General features: G+C 71.5%; 15 protein-coding genes. 8 read left to right on the top strand and 7 right to left on the bottom strand.

All coding sequences use genetic code 11. The features are described from left to right. Positions 1-15 precede the first annotated feature (15 nt). Genes ACGFIO_RS23075 through ACGFIO_RS23065 form a run of 3 tightly spaced genes read left to right on the top strand, consistent with a single transcriptional unit; the run spans position 16 to position 2,845 of the window. Positions 16-1,119: a hypothetical protein gene (locus ACGFIO_RS23075; protein ID WP_392828432.1), complete on the top strand. Its 1,104-nt coding sequence runs from the start codon at positions 16-18 to the stop codon at positions 1,117-1,119. Then, the gene (locus tag ACGFIO_RS23070) at positions 1,116-2,018 is read left to right on the top strand and encodes an ABC transporter ATP-binding protein (RefSeq protein WP_392828430.1); all 903 of its coding nucleotides are present in this window, start codon (positions 1,116-1,118) and stop codon (positions 2,016-2,018) included. Before ACGFIO_RS23075 ends, ACGFIO_RS23070 begins: the two co-directional genes overlap by 4 nt. After that, positions 2,015-2,845, top strand: a complete 831-nt coding sequence (locus ACGFIO_RS23065; RefSeq protein WP_392828428.1) for an ABC transporter permease — start codon at positions 2,015-2,017, stop codon at positions 2,843-2,845. The genes ACGFIO_RS23070 and ACGFIO_RS23065 overlap by 4 nt, the downstream gene beginning before the upstream one ends. 28 nt (positions 2,846-2,873) lie before the next feature. On the opposite strand, the gene ACGFIO_RS23060 is transcribed toward ACGFIO_RS23065, so the two are convergent. Then, positions 2,874-4,400, bottom strand: a complete 1,527-nt coding sequence (locus ACGFIO_RS23060; protein WP_392828426.1) for a S8 family serine peptidase — start codon at positions 4,398-4,400, stop codon at positions 2,874-2,876. Between the two features lie 130 nt (positions 4,401-4,530). Between ACGFIO_RS23060 and ACGFIO_RS23055 the strand changes: the two genes are divergently transcribed. Then, positions 4,531-5,313: an SAM-dependent methyltransferase gene (locus ACGFIO_RS23055; RefSeq protein WP_392828424.1), complete on the top strand. Its 783-nt coding sequence runs from the start codon at positions 4,531-4,533 to the stop codon at positions 5,311-5,313. Here the strand turns inward: ACGFIO_RS23055 and ACGFIO_RS23050 are convergent. Further along, positions 5,277-5,864, bottom strand: coding sequence for a winged helix-turn-helix transcriptional regulator (locus ACGFIO_RS23050; RefSeq protein WP_392828422.1), 588 nt, complete (start codon positions 5,862-5,864; stop codon positions 5,277-5,279). The genes ACGFIO_RS23055 and ACGFIO_RS23050 overlap by 37 nt on opposite strands. Positions 5,865-5,912: 48 nt before the next feature. Here ACGFIO_RS23050 and ACGFIO_RS23045 point away from each other — a divergent pair, with 48 nt between their 5' ends. Continuing rightward, the gene (locus ACGFIO_RS23045; protein WP_392828421.1) at positions 5,913-6,620 is read left to right on the top strand and encodes an SDR family NAD(P)-dependent oxidoreductase; all 708 of its coding nucleotides are present in this window, start codon (positions 5,913-5,915) and stop codon (positions 6,618-6,620) included. 13 nt (positions 6,621-6,633) lie between these two features. Here ACGFIO_RS23045 and ACGFIO_RS23040 read toward each other — a convergent pair whose 3' ends face one another. Beyond that, entirely contained in the window at positions 6,634-7,404 is a 771-nt protein-coding gene (locus tag ACGFIO_RS23040) for an esterase/lipase family protein (protein ID WP_392828419.1), read from the bottom strand. Positions 7,405-7,563: 159 nt separating this feature from the next. Here ACGFIO_RS23040 and ACGFIO_RS23035 point away from each other — a divergent pair, with 159 nt between their 5' ends. After that, positions 7,564-7,956, top strand: a complete 393-nt coding sequence (locus ACGFIO_RS23035) for an S-adenosylmethionine decarboxylase (RefSeq protein WP_392828417.1) — start codon at positions 7,564-7,566, stop codon at positions 7,954-7,956. Then, positions 7,956-8,780 (top strand): hypothetical protein, encoded by an 825-nt coding sequence (locus tag ACGFIO_RS23030; protein ID WP_392828415.1) that lies wholly within the window; start codon positions 7,956-7,958, stop codon positions 8,778-8,780. The genes ACGFIO_RS23035 and ACGFIO_RS23030 overlap by 1 nt, the downstream gene beginning before the upstream one ends. Before the next feature lie 153 nt (positions 8,781-8,933). Here the strand turns inward: ACGFIO_RS23030 and ACGFIO_RS23025 are convergent, their stop codons facing one another. From ACGFIO_RS23025 to ACGFIO_RS23010, 4 genes are read right to left on the bottom strand one after another with little or no spacing between them, the layout of a single operon-like run. Beyond that, positions 8,934-9,722 (bottom strand): SAM-dependent methyltransferase, encoded by a 789-nt coding sequence (locus tag ACGFIO_RS23025; RefSeq protein WP_392828413.1) that lies wholly within the window; start codon positions 9,720-9,722, stop codon positions 8,934-8,936. 4 nt (positions 9,723-9,726) lie between these two features. After that, a complete protein-coding gene (locus ACGFIO_RS23020) occupies positions 9,727-10,536 on the bottom strand; it encodes a sugar phosphate isomerase/epimerase family protein (protein WP_392828522.1) in 810 nt (269 codons plus the stop codon). Then, entirely contained in the window at positions 10,536-11,675 is a 1,140-nt protein-coding gene (locus tag ACGFIO_RS23015; protein WP_392828411.1) for a DUF993 family protein, read from the bottom strand. Before ACGFIO_RS23015 ends, ACGFIO_RS23020 begins: the two co-directional genes overlap by 1 nt. 52 nt (positions 11,676-11,727) lie before the next feature. After that, a complete protein-coding gene (locus ACGFIO_RS23010) occupies positions 11,728-12,879 on the bottom strand; it encodes a Gfo/Idh/MocA family protein (protein WP_392828409.1) in 1,152 nt (383 codons plus the stop codon). A 73-nt stretch (positions 12,880-12,952) separates the two neighbouring features. Between ACGFIO_RS23010 and ACGFIO_RS23005 the strand changes: the two genes are divergently transcribed. Continuing rightward, on the top strand, positions 12,953-13,984 hold the full coding sequence (locus ACGFIO_RS23005) for a LacI family DNA-binding transcriptional regulator (protein ID WP_392828407.1): 1,032 nt from the start codon (positions 12,953-12,955) through the stop codon (positions 13,982-13,984). Positions 13,985-14,096 lie beyond the last annotated feature (112 nt).

Here is a 14,096-nt window from a genome sequence, read left to right as displayed (position 1 = left end):
TTGACTATGCAACCAATGACGGTGGTGCGCGGGCAGGCGTGGCGGCGATGGGGCGTGGTTCTCCTCGTCGTCGGCGTGCTCTGCAGCGTACCCATCGTCTTGAATCGGCGGCCCGCACCGGCAGCGACAGTGAGCGATCCGCGGGGGCTGCGGCAGATGATGGCCGCGTCCGGAAAGAGGGCATTCACCGGGTACGCGCAGAGCAGCGGCCTCCTCCCGCTGCCGCCGCTGCCGAATCTCACCGAGATCAGCCGGCCGCTGTCGAGCCGCACCGAGATGCGGGTCTGGTATGCGAACCCGGACAGCTGGCGGGTCGACGTGATCGACGGCGCCACCGAGCGGGACACCTACCAATACCTGGGCAGCCAGTGGATCTGGGACTTCGGCGACGACCGGCTGACCCAGGTCGTCGGTGAGCAGCCGGTCCGCCTGCCCCGCCCGGCCGACCTGGTCCCGCCCGAGCTGGTGCGGAGGATGCTCGAGTTGTCCGCGGGCGACCGGGTGACGGCGATCGAGGGCAAGCGGGTGGCCGGCCGGGACGCGGCGGGGCTGCGCATCCGGCCGACGTCGCCGGACACCACGATCGACCACGTGGACGTGTGGGCCGACCCGGGCAGCGGGCTGCCGTTGCAGGCCGAGGTGACCGCGAAGGGCGGCGAGCGTCCGGTCTTCACCACCCGGTTCCTGCAGCTCGACCTGAAGGCGCCGGCGGCCGGCACGGTCACGCCTCCGCCGCGGGACGACCTGCAGGTGACCAACGCGCCCGACCTGCTCAGCCAGATCGCCCGGCGGGGACGCGGCGGCGAGCTGCCGGCGACGCTGGGTGGCGAGCAGCGGCGTACGGCGGTGCAGGGGCTCACCTCGGCCGCCACGTACGGTGACGGGCTCGCGCAGTTCGTGGTGATTCGCCTGCCGGGCCGCTTCGGCAACGACGCGTACGAGCGGGTCGGCACCTACGGAACCGACGTGCACCTCGACGGCGGCCACGGCGCGATCCTGGCCACCGGCCTGCTGACCATCCTCGCCGTACGTACCGAGCGCGTCTATCTGGTCGCCGGTTTCGTCCAGCCCGCCGTGCTGCGCCGCGTCGCCGCCGACCTCGCCCGGAGTACCCCATGATCACAACAAAGGGCCTGGTCAAGACGTACGGGCAGGTCACCGCCGTGTACGACGTCGACCTGGACGTGCGCGCGGGCGACCGGTACGGGCTGCTCGGCCCCAACGGCTCGGGCAAGACCACGCTGGTCCGGATGCTGCTCGGACTGGTCTTCGCCACCCGCGGCGAGATCGAGGTGCTGGGGGTGCCGGTTCCGGGACGGGTACGCGAGGCGCTGCCCCGGATCGGCGCCATGGTCGAGGGGCCGGGCCTGTATCCGCATCTGCACGGCCGGGCCAACCTGGCGCTGATGGACGCGGCCGGGCCGGGTGGCTCGCGCACCGACCGCCGGCGACGGGTCGGCGAGGCGCTGGAGCGGGTCGGTCTCGCCGGCATCGACAAACGCCCGGTCAAGGCGTACTCGCTGGGTATGCGTCAGCGCCTCGGCCTGGCCGCCGCGCTCCTGCGGCGACCCGATCTACTGGTCCTCGACGAGCCCACCAACGGCCTCGACCCGCGCGGCATCCGCGAGATCCGCGACCTGCTCGCCCAGCTCAACGCTGAGGGCACCACGGTCTTCCTCTCCAGCCACCTGCTCGGCGAGATCGACGCGCTGTGCACGCGGGTCGGTGTGATGGACCGCGGCCGCCTGGTGCTGCAGGACGAGCTGGCCGCGCTGCGCGCGGAGACAGGCCGGGTTCTGGTGGGTACGCCGGAGCCGGACCGCGTGGTGGCGCTGCTCGACGGCCGGGTCGAGCAGCGCGACGGCCCGCTGCTGACGGTGCGGCATCCGGACCCCGGCGACCTCAACGCCGAGCTTCTCCGGGCCGGCATCCGGGTCACCTCCATCGGCGCCGAGCGGCAGACCCTGGAGCAGGTGGTCCTCGCGGCCACCACGACGTCCTCGGACCGGGTCGCATGATCCGGGTCGAGATCGCGAAGCTGTTCCGGCGGCCCCGCACGTACGTGATCACCGGTCTGCTCTGTGCGCTGCCGTTCGTCGTCGCGGTGTTCCTGGCGACCACCCGGATCCCGCCGCCACCCGGGCAGGGCGGTGCGTTCCTGTCGGCCGTGCTGAGCAACGGCTCGCTCTATCCGGCGGCGGCGATGGCCCTGGTCATGCCCGTGTTCCTGCCGGTGTCGGTGGCGGTGCTGGCGGGTGACTCGGTGGCCGGCGAGGCGGCGCAGGGCACGCTGCGCTACCTGCTGATCCGGCCGGTCGGGCGGACCCGGCTGCTGGTGGCCAAGCTGGTCGCGCTGATCGTGTTCGTGCTGTTCGCGATCGGCGCCGTGCTGCTGACGTCGTTCCTGACCGGCATCACCATGTTCGGCGGCGAACCGGCCGCCGGTGTGGCGATCCCGGCCGACGTGACGTCGCTGTCCGGGGTCACGATCACGCCGTTCGGGCTGGTCCTGCGGTTGCTGGCGACCGTGGCGTACATCGTGGTGTCGATGCTTTCGGTGGCCGCGATCGCGCTGTTCCTCTCCACGATCACCGACTCCGGGCTGGGCGCGGCGATGGGCGCGCTGGCCGTGCTGGTGACTAGCCAGGTGCTGGTGACCCTAGACGCGGCGGCGGCGATCCGGCCGTACCTGCCGACCCGGTACTGGCTGGCCTGGATCGACTTCTTCCGCGACCCGGTCCTGTGGCGCGACATCGAGCGCGGCGCGGGCATCCAGCTGGTCTTTCTGCTCGTGCTGCTGGGCGCGGCGTGGGCCAACTTCATGACCCGGGACATCAGCAACTGAGTGGTGCCGACGTCCCGGGTCAACGCTGCTATCGGCAGCAGGTGCCGCTGGCCCAGACGGCCCGGCCGTCGCTGTCGCGGTAGAGGACGAGGTTGCCGTCGTTCTGCTGGACGAGGGTCGACGCACCGTTGCCGGCGGTGTTCGAGGCCCAGACCGGTGCGGCGTCGTAGGCGTACATCACCAGGTTGCCGTCGGGCTGGTTGACGATCCAGGTGGCCGCCTTCTGACCGCTGGCCCAGATCGCCGAGCCGCTCTGGTAGAGCACGAAGTTGCTGTCCGGCTGCATGACCGCCCGGAACCGGCCGTCGGGCGAGGTGATCGCCGTGTTGGTGTTCATCAGGCCCTGGCCGGCGGTGACCCGGTCGCCGCCCGACGGCTGCAGGAAGCAGCGGGTCTGCAGCAGGCGGTTGGGCGAACCGGCCGGGTCGGACACGACACCGGCGACGGCGCAGCGGGTGAGCGCGGCCTGCACGGTCGCCGGGCTCGAACCCGGGTAACGCTGCAGGAAGATCGCCGCCACGCCGGCCACGTGCGGGGAGGCCATCGAGGTGCCGGAGATGGTCTGCGTTGCCGAGTCCGAGGCGTTCCAGGCGGAGGTGATGCCGCTGCCCGGTGCGAACACGTCCACGCAACCGCCGAAGTTGGAATAGCTCGCCCGAGCGTCGTTGTCGACGGTGGCGGCGACGGTGATCGCTTCCGGGGTGCGGGCCGGTGTGCTGTTGCAGGCGTCGCCGTTGTCGTTGCCGGCCGACAACGAGTACGTCACGCCCGCGTTGATCGAGTTGCGGACCGCGTCCTCGAGCGGCTGGTACGCTCCCGACGCGCCGAGGCTCATGTTGGCGACCGACGAGTGCCCGGCGCCGTTCTGGGTCACCCAGTCGATGCCCGCGATCACGTCCGTCCAGCTGCCGCTCCCGGCGCAGTTGAGGACCTTGACCGCGACGATCTGGACCTCTTTGGCCACGCCGTAGGTCCGGCTGCCGATCGTCCCGGCGACGTGTGTGCCGTGCCCGTTGCAGTCGTTCGCGTCGTTGTTCTTGTCCACGAAGTTCCACCCGTAGCGGGCCCGGCCCTGGAAGTCCGTGTGGCTGATCCGGACGCCGGTGTCGATGACGTAGGCGGTGACGCCGGACCCGGTCTGGGTGTCCACGTACTTGTGGTCGATCGGCAGTTTGGGCTGGTCGATGCGGTCGATGCCCCACGACGGCGGGTTGGGCTGGGTCGAATCGGCGTGGACCACGCGGTCCTGGGCTACGTAGGCCACGGCCGGGTCGGCGGCCAGCGCCTTGGCCTCGGACTCGGCCAGGTGCGCGGAGTAGCCCCGCAACGCGTGCTCGTAGACGTGGCCGACCTTGCCGCCGTGCGCTGCGGTCAGCGACTTCGCCGAGGCGCTCGCGCCGGTCTTGCCCTTCAGCACCACGATGTAGCTGCCGGCGATGGCGTCCGGCTCACCGGCCCCGAGGATCCGGCCGTCACCCGGCGCCGCGTAGGCCGCGGTCCCTCCGGTCAGGACGGACACCACGAGTGCCAGACCCGCCGCTGCAATGCGCCTCATGCGCACCTCCTTCGTCTGGGCACGATGACGTGTAGCCCCCCGTACCGGTTCACAGCCGTTATTCGATTGATACATCTCCATACATCGACCGAACTGATCCGGGCGCGCCTCAACGCGGGAGGATGGGCGGGTGACGAACGAAGAGATCGACACCTCGATCCCGCAGACCGCGCGGATCTGGAACTATCTGCTCGGCGGCACAGACAACTTCGAGGTCGACCGGGCGGTCGGCGACCAGATCCTGGCCACCCAGCCTCAGCTGGCCGAGCACGCCCGGCTCAGCCGCGCCTTCCTGGTGCGGGCCGTGCGCTATCTGACCGCCGAGGCTGGAATGCGGCAGTTCCTCGACATCGGCAGCGGCCTGCCCGCGGTCAACAACACGCACGAGGTGGCCCAGGCCGTCGCGCCGGAGAGCCGGGTCGTCTACGTCGACAACGATCCGCTGGTCCTCGCCCACGCCCGTACGCTGCTCACCAGCAGCGCCGAGGGGGCGACCGACTACCTGGCCGCCGACCTCCACGACATCGAGAACGTGCTCGGGCAGGCGGCCCGGACGCTCGACCTCGACCGGCCGGTGGCGGTGTTCTTCATGGGCGTGCTCGGCCACGTCGAGGACGACGCCGTCGCGCGCGACCTGGTCCGCCGGGCGATGGCCGCGGTGCCGGTGGGTAGCCATCTCGCCCTGTACGACGGCACCGACATCACCCCGGAGGTGGTCGAGGTGGCCCGCATCTGGAACGAGTCGGCCGCGTTGCCCTACCACCTGCGCAGCCCGGAGCGGTTGGCCCGGTTCTTCGAGGGGCTCGAGTATGTCGAGCCCGGCCTTGTCTCGGTCACCCAGTGGCACCCGGAGGACGACGGCGACCGGGTGATCGATCAGTTCTGCGGGGTGGCCCGCAAGGTCGCCGCCTGAACGATCGGCTCGTCGCCGAGCAGGTCGAGCAGGCCGCCGGGGTCACTGGTGACCGTGGGCGTGCCGGGCGGCGGGTCGCCGGTCGTCACCACGAACGCGTCGCCGTCCGCGCTCACCAGGTAGCGCCGGTCGCCCAGGCGTACCTCGACGGTGCCGGGCCAGTCGGGGGCCGGGCGGTGGTAGGTCCGCAGCGTCAGCATGGCCGAGGTCGGGCTGACCGGGCCGGCGGGGGAGAGCCGCGACCGCAGTCCCCAGGAACCGAGGGCGATCAGGATCGGCTCGAGCTCGGCGCCGTGCCGGGTCAGCTCGTACAGCGACGCGGCCGCCGGTGGGGGCAGCCGGCGGCGGGCGACCACCCCGGAACGTTCCAGGTCGCGGAGCCGCTGGGCGAGCAGGGTGGGGCTCGCGCCGGGCAGGCCGGCCCGCAGTTCGCTGAAGCGCAAAGGGCCGAGGAACAGTTCGCGTACGACCAGCAGCGCCCACCGCTCACCGATCAGATCGAGTGCGTGGGCGATTCCGCATCCGTCGCCGTAGGTCCGTGCCGGGCTCACGAAGTACAGAGTCTGTACTAAGAAGTACAACCATGCAACCATGGCCGCATGTTGAAGGGTAAGGTCGCTGTGATCTATGGCGCCGGGGGAGCGGTCGGTTCCGCCGTGGCGCGAGTCTTCGCCGATGAGGGTGCCGTCGTCCACGCGCGTACCCATGATGATGTGGACGCCCTGGACGAGCCGGCCGTGACGGCGGACCTGGCGGCGATCGGCCGGGTGGACGTGAGCGTCAACCTGATCGGGGTCGACCACGTGCAGGGGCAGCCTCTGCTGGACATGTCGGCCGACGATTTCGTGCGGGGTGTGGAGGCGCGGTTGCGTACCCATTTCATCACCGCCCGGGCCGCCGGGAAGAGGATGGTTCGGCAGGGTTCCGGCGCCATTCTCATGCTTACGGCGGCGCCCGATCGGACGGCCATTCCGATGGCGGGCAGTTTCGGGGTGCAGTGCGCGGCGGTCGAGTCGTTCGCCCGGGCGCTGGCGGTCGAGGCCGGTCCATCCGGGGTCCGGGTCAACTGCATTCGCTCGGCCGGTTCGCCCGACGCGGCGGGGGTCGACGAGGTCTTCGCGATGCACGCCGGGAACGCGGGCCTCAGCCGGGCGGACTTCGACCGGGCCAAGGCGAGGGGTACGGTGCTCGGCCGCCTGCCCCGCCTCGAGGAGGTGGCGCGTACCGCCGCCTTCCTGGCCTCCGATCACGCGAGCGCCATCACCGGCGCGATCACCAACGTGACCTGCGGCGAACTCCTCGATTAAAGGAAGGGCGGGTTCAGGCCGGGCAGGTCGTCGGCGCGGCCAGGGGCGCGGTGCCCAGGGCGGTCAGCACGATCTTGGTCACGGCGGGGTCGGTGGGCAGGGCGCCGTGCGAGACCCGCGCGGCCGGGCAGATGCTCTGGATCCGCAGGTTGACCGCGCCGTCGAGGACGGCCGAGTCGGGTGGCTGGACCGTTTCGTCGTCAGACGTCCAGATGCTCAGCCAGGGCAGGCCGGCCGGGAGGTCCTCGTCGTCGATGCCGGAAAGCACGTCGCTGCCGGGGGCGAGCTGGCGGCAGGCGGCCGGGCACGCGCCGGGGGCCAGGGCCGCGCCGGCCCCGGCCAGGTTGGCGCCGTGCAACGGTGAGCCGAGTGTGACGATGCGCCGGGCCACGGTGGCGCCGTCGTGCCGGTCGACCCAGAGCCGGGTGACCACGCCGCCGGCCGAGTAGCCGATCACGTCGACCGAGGGCGCGCCGGCGTCGAGTGCGGCGTGCACCGCCGTGTCCAGCGTGTCGGCCTGGGCGAGCAGGTCACCGGTGCCGCCGTCGGGCAGCGTGAGCACCGTCGCGGTCCGGCCGGCGGCGGTCAGCACCCGCGCCAGCCGGCTCAGCGAGACCTGGCTGCCGCCGTACCCGGGCACCAGAATCACCGTGCCGAGCGCCCCCTGCTCCGGTCGTTCCCCGGAACCGCCGCGGGCGATGACCAGGCGCACACCGACGAAGATCAAGACCGCGGCGACGAGTACGCCCACAGCCATGACCAGGAAGCGCCGGCGCGGAGACACGCTCCCATGATGCCCCGAGCGCGGACCGGAAACCCGGCAACCGACCTGCACCCGGATGGCAACTCGGACGTATTGACGCTGCGTAACCATGGAGTCATCGTGGAAGACGGTCCGATTTACCCCGGCTTCTCCGCCCCCGCTCCCGAGGACGGCAATATCATGACTAACCGTGACATGCTGACATCACCCACCGTTAGCACGAACGGCGCCTACCGCGACCTCGCGCCGACGATCCATCGCCAGCGTCTGGTCGTGGAGGGTCACCCGAGCTTCCTGATCACGGACGAGCACATCACCGACTACCTGCGGCGGCTCTCCGAGGTCACCGACATGATCACGCTGATCGACCCGGTCACCCACGTCAGCGACCTGTACGGCTGGGCCGGCTGGATCCACTGGGAGACCTCCGGCGCGCACTTCTACTCGTGGGAGCGCCCGGTCTCGTTCTTCAGTGTCGACGTCTACACCTGCAAGGCGTTCGACCCACGGACCGTAGTCGCGTTCACCCGCGCGTACTTCGGCGCCACCGAGATCGTGGCCAGGGAGTTCTGATGGGTACGCCGTCCCGCTACGAGATGGAGCCGCTGGTCCAGTCCCGCATCGTGGCCCGCGCGCTGGCCGGGCACCCGGCCACCGGCCGCTACGAGTGCTTCGTCGTCGGCGCCGACGACCCACTGGCCGACGTCGCCCGGGTGGTCGAGCGCGAGGTGTTCGAGGCGAGCTTCGGCAACGACGCCGCGGTGATGACCGCCGAGTACGGCCCGTACGAGGACCGGAGCCTGTTCTTCGTCGTGCTGGACCGCAGGCACGGCGTACCGGCCGGGGTGGTACGGGTCATCGAGGATCACGGGGTACGCGTCAAGACGCTCGAGGACGCGCCGGCGTACCTCGGCGTACCCATCTCGGAGATCGTCGCCGCGCATGGCCTCGACCACGGCCTGGTCTGGGACTACGCGACGCTGGCGGTGCCTCGGAAATACCGCAATGTCGAGGTCAGCACCATCCTGCACCGCACCTTCGTGGCCGCGGGCCAGCGGGCCGGCGTCACCCATTCGCTGGCGATGATGGACCGTGGTTCGTGGCGCAACATCCGCCTGGTCGGCATCCCGGTGCGGCAGCTCGCCGGCTCGGAGCCGTTCGAGTACCTCGGCTCGAAGGAGAACCGCGCCATCTACATCGAGTTCAAGGAGATCCAGCCGGCCGCCGTGGCCCAGTACCGGTCGCTGCGCCGCACCGGTCGCCCGCTGGTCGGCGAGTTGCCCGGCCGCGGCTGGCGCCGGCTGATCGCGCGGTTCGTGGCCACCCGCGCCGCCCGCCGCGTCTCGACCGGGCGTGGCGTCGACGAACACGTCCACTATCGCCTCCAGTTCACCTGACGGCCGCCACAACCCCGTGGTAGCCCAGGGGCTCTATCCGGGGCCCGGGGCTACCACTGAAGGTCGGCCGATGCTGACGGGCCGGCACAGACCCCAGTGGTAGGCCGGGGCGGTTTCCGGGGCCCGGGCGCCGTCCGGTCCTACCACTGAACGTCAGCCGATGTGGCCGACGCCGCCGAAGAGGTAGACCTCGGGCTCGTCGGAGTCCGGGTCGGGACGCCAGCGCGAGCACGTCACGACGCCGGGCTCCAGCAGGTCGAGCCCGTCGAAGAAGCGTTCGAGCTCGACCTTGGTGCGGGCCCGGATCGGGGTGCCGCCGCGCTCGGTGGTCTCCCGCATCACCCGCAGCATCGGCTCGCCGTGGATCTCGGCGGTCGAGTGGGTGAGGACCAGAAAGCTGCCGGCCGGCATGGCCTCCACCAGCCGGGCGACCGAGCCGTAGGCCACATCGTCGTCCATGAGATGGTTGACCACCCCGAGCAGCATGAGCCCGATCGGCTGCGTGAAATCGAGCGTCTCCCGGGCGGCGGCCAGGATCGTGCCGGGTTCACGCAGGTCGGCCTCGACGTAGTCGCAGGTGCCCTCCGGGGTGCTCGACAGCAGCGCCCGCGCGTGGACCATGACCAGCGGGTCGTTGTCGACGTAGACCACCCGGCAACGGGGGTCGAGCTCCTGCGCGACCTCGTGCGTGTTGTCGGCCGACGGCAATCCGGTGCCGACGTCGAGGAACTGACGGATGCCCGCCTGCTCGACCAGGAACCCGACCACGCGTTTCAGGAACGCCCGCTCGGACTTCGCGCCGACCGGGATGTCGGGGATGTGGGCGATGACCTCGTCGCCCGCCGCCCGATCGGCCTCGAAGTTGTCCTTGCCGCCGAGCCAGTAGTTCCAGATCCGCGCCGAGTGCGGGATCCTGGTATCCATCGTGGAGTCGTCGGTCATGACCTCATTCTCGCGCGACGACCGAACGGAACGCCGTCAGGGTGTCGGCCAGGATGTCCGGGCCCGGACGCGACCACAGGGCCTCGTTGAAGACCTCGACCTCGATCGGGCCGGTGAAACCGGTGGCGTCGACCGCGGCCACGAAACGGCGCAGGTCGGCCGCGCCGGTGCCGGGCAGGCCGCGTCCGAGCAGCACGCCGGCCGGCAGCGGCGTGACCCAGTCGGCCAGTTGGAAGCAGGCGACGCGGTCCTCGCGGCCGGCCCGTTCGATCTGCGCCCACACGGTGTCGTCCCACCACAGGTGGTAGGTGTCGACCGCTACGCCGACCGCGGCCGGTGGGTGCGGTGCGGCCAGGTCGAGCGCCTGGGCCAGGGTCGACACCACGCAGCGGTCGGACGCGAACATCGGGTGCAGCGGCTCGATCGCCAGCTGGACGCCGGCCGCGAGGGCGTCGGGGACCAGCTCGCCGATCCGTTCGCCGACGCGGGCGCGGGCGCCGTCGAGGTCGCGGCGGCCGGGCGGGAGGCCGCCGGACACCAGCAGCAGCACCGGGGCGCCGATCATCGCGGCCTCCTCGATGGCTCTGCGATTGGCGTCGAGCCAGCCGTCGTCGTGGAAGAAGCCGCCACGGCACAGCGACGTCACGGTCAGCCCGTGGTCGTCCATGAGCCGCCGCGAGTCCTTCACTCCGTACCCCTGAATGTCCTCTCTCCAGAGCCCGACCTGACGCACCCCGGCCTCGACACATCCGGCCGCGAGGGCGGGCAGCGGCCAGTACTTCGTAGTGGCCTGGTTGAGCGAGAAACGTTCGATCACTGGGCCACCCCCGCGGTCGTGAAGAAGGCTCGCGCCCGGGCCGCGGCCAGCCCGGCGTCGGGCAGCAGCCCGGCCGCGTCGGCCAGCCGCAGCAGGCCGGCCAGATGGGCCGGCGAACGGCCGCTCTGCGCCCCGGCCACCATCGTGAAGTGGTCCTGCCGGCCGGCCAGCCAGGCCAGGAACACGATGCCGGTCTTGTAGAACCAGGTGGGACGGCCGAAAAGGTGGCGCGCGAGGGTCACGGTTGGTTCGAGGATCTGGTCGTACGCCACGAAGTCCGCGTTGTCCAAGGCCCGCAGGGCGGCGGCGGCCGGAGGCGCGATGGCGGCGAAGACGCCCAGCAGCGCGTCCGAGTGCCCGTGGTCATCGCCCCGGATCAGCGCGGGGTAGTTGAAATCGTCGCCGGTGTAGAGCCGCACCCCGGCCGGCAGGCGGCGGCGCAGCGCCACCTCGAAGTCGTGGTCCAGCAGCGAGAGCTTGATCCCGCCCACCTTGGACGGATGTGCGGCGATCAGCTCCACGACGGTGTCGGCGGCGCGGGCCGGATCGCCGGAACCCCAGTAGCCGGCCAGCGCCGGGTCGAACGCCGGCCCCAGCCAGTGCAGGATGACCGGCGCCGACGCGTCGTTCAGGAGGCGGCCGTAGAGGTCGAGGTAGTCGCCTGCGCCCCGCGCCGAGAGGGCCAGATTGCGGCTGCACATGAGCACCGGGCCGGCCCCGGCGGCCTGGACGTCCTCCAGCTGCTCGGCGTAGGCCGCCCGGATGGCGTCGAGCGGATGCGGGCCGGGCGGAAGCTGGTCGGTGGCCACGCCGGCGCAGATCGGGCCTCCGGCCTGCGCCGCCGAGCGATGGATCAACTCGCGGGCCTGCGGGTAGTCCAGGCCCATGCCGCGCTGGGCGGTGTCCATCGCCTCGGCCACCCCGAAACCGTACGACCACAGGTGCCGCCGCGCGGCCAGTGTCGCGTCCCAGTCGACGACGGGCGGGGCGCCGGGCACGTTCTCGGCCCTCGGATCGGCGACGACGTGCGCCGCGGCGTACCCCACCCTGCTCTTGAACTGGCCTTTGGGGTCGATGAACTCCGCTCCGGATCCGCTGAGCTCGAATCGCCCGTCCGGCAGACGAACCGTGTTCACAGCGCTGTGCCTCTCGACCGGAAACAGATGAGGACCGCCTCGCTACGCTCGGTCATGACACCTCCGGCACCTCGACGCGGCGACCCTCGCGGGCCGACCGGAGGCCGAGCTCGGCCAGCTGCACGCCGCGGGCCCCGGCCCACAGATCCCAGGTGTACGCGGAGTCCTCGGCCACGTGGCGCAGGAACATCTCCCACTGCGCCTTGAAGCCGTTGTCGAACTCCTCGTTGTCCGGCACCTCGGTCCACTGTGCGCGGAAGTCGTGGGTGGCGGGCAGATCCGGGTTCCAGACCGGCTTGGGCGTGGCCGAGCGGTGCTGCGCCCGGCACCGGCGCAACCCGGCGACGGCGCTGCCCTCGGTGCCGTCGACCTGGAACTCGACCAGTTCGTCGCGGAACACCCGGGTCGCCCAGGACGAGTTGATCTGGGCCACGACGCCGCCGTCGAGTTCGAAGATGCCGTACGCGGCGTCGTCGGCGGTCGCCTCGTACCGCCGGCCGGCCTCGTCCCACCGCTCGCCGATGTGCGTCGTCACGTGGGCCGTGACCGCGCGTACCGTCCCGAAGATCTGCTCGAGCACGTAGTGCCAGTGCGGGAACATGTCGACAGTGATGCCGCCGCCGTCCTGGGCCCGGTAGTTCCAGCTCGGGCGCTGCGCGGCCTGCCAGTCGCCCTCGAACACCCAGTACCCGAACTCGCCGCGCACCGACAGCACCCGCCCGAAAAAGCCGCCGTCGACCAGCCGCCTCAGCTTCAGCAGCCCCGGCAGGAACAGTTTGTCCTGCACGGCGCCGTGCTTCACGCCGGCCGCGTCGGCCGCGCGGGCCAGTTCGACCGCGCCGGACAGCGTGGTGGCGGTCGGCTTCTCGGTGTAGATGTGCTTGCCGGCGGTGATCGCGGCGGTGATCGCCTTCTCCCGCTCGCTGGTGACCTGCGCGTCGAAGTAGATCTGGAGGTCGTCGCGGGCCAGTGCCGCGTCCAGGTCGGTGGTCACCTCGGTGAGCCCGTGCCGGTCGGCGATGTCACGCAGCTTGGCCTCGTTGCGCCCGGCCAGGGTGATCTCCGGCCACAGCACGGTGCCGTTCGTCAGCGGTACGCCGCCCTGCTCGCGGATGGCCAGCAGCGACCGCACCAGATGTTGGCGGTAACCCATCCGCCCGGTCACGCCGTTCAGCAGGATCCCGATCGGTACGCGCGTCGCCATCGGCCGAACCTCCAGAGGTAAGCGCTTTCCTGGCACGTTACCGGCGCCCTGGGAAAGCCGCTAGGGTGCAGGCGTGGCAACTCTCGCGGATGTGGCGCGGCGGGCCGGGGTGTCGACTGCGACCGTCTCGCGCATCATCAACAACAGCCCCAAGCCGGTCGGGGAGGAGCTGCGCGAGCGGGTCCTGGCGGCGGTGGCCGAGCTTCAGTTCGTGCCCAACGCGAACGCGCAGCAGCTCGCCCGGGCCGACCGGACCGCGGTCGGCGTGATCGTGCACGACGTGTCCGACCCGTACTTCGCCGAGATCACCCGCGGCCTGCAACGGGTCGCCACCGAGCGCGGCCGCCTGGTGATCATCTGCAACAGCTACCGCGATCCCGAGCGCGAGCTGGCGTACGTCGACCTGCTGCACGCCCACCAGACCGCCGCCATCGTGCTGGCCGGTTCGGGCTACCACGACGCCCCGATCACCGCCCGGCTCGACCGCAAGCTGCGCCTGTACGAGGACACCGGCGGCCGGGTCGCGGTCATCGGCCGCCACCAGCACGCCGGCGACGCGATAGTGCCGCAGAACGAACACGGCGGCTGGCTGGCCGCCGACGCCCTCTACCGCCTCGGCCACAGCTCGATCGGGGTGATCGCCGGCCCCCGCCACCTGACCACCACCACCGACCGCCTGGCCGGCCTGCGCCGCGCCGCCCGCACCCACGGCCACCGGCTGACCACCAGGCACATCGAGTACGCCGACTTCGACCGCAACGGCGGCGCGGCCGCGGCGGCCACCCTGCTCGACCGCGTTCCCGGGCTGACCGCCATCGCCGCCCTGAACGACTCGATGGCCGTCGGCGCGCTGTCCTGCCTGCGTTCGCGGGGCGTCGCGGTGCCCCGCGAGGTGAGCCTGATCGGCTTCGACGACATGCCCATCTCGGTCGACGTCACGCCGCCGCTGAGCACGGTCCGCCTGCCCCTGGAAGACATCGGCGTCCGGGCGATGTCGCTGGCCCTGCGTACCCGCCCGGCCGACGACAGCTCCCGCGTCGAGCACGCCGAGGCAACCTTGGTCCTGCGCGCCAGCACCGCCCCGCCGCCGCCCGCCGATCGATAGCGGCGCGCACTACCACCGCGCTTCCGAGTGATAGCCCCGCGTGGCGAGACCGTCCTGGGTCACCGCGCAGGCCTACCACTCGGGTTCCGAGTGGTAACCCTGCGCGGTGGGC

It is taken from the genome of Actinoplanes sp. NPDC049265 (assembly GCF_043197135.1).
Lineage (GTDB): Bacteria > Actinomycetota > Actinomycetes > Mycobacteriales > Micromonosporaceae > Actinoplanes.
Note: the sequence above shows the minus strand (reverse complement) of the source record. Positions and strands in the feature narration are given on the sequence as shown.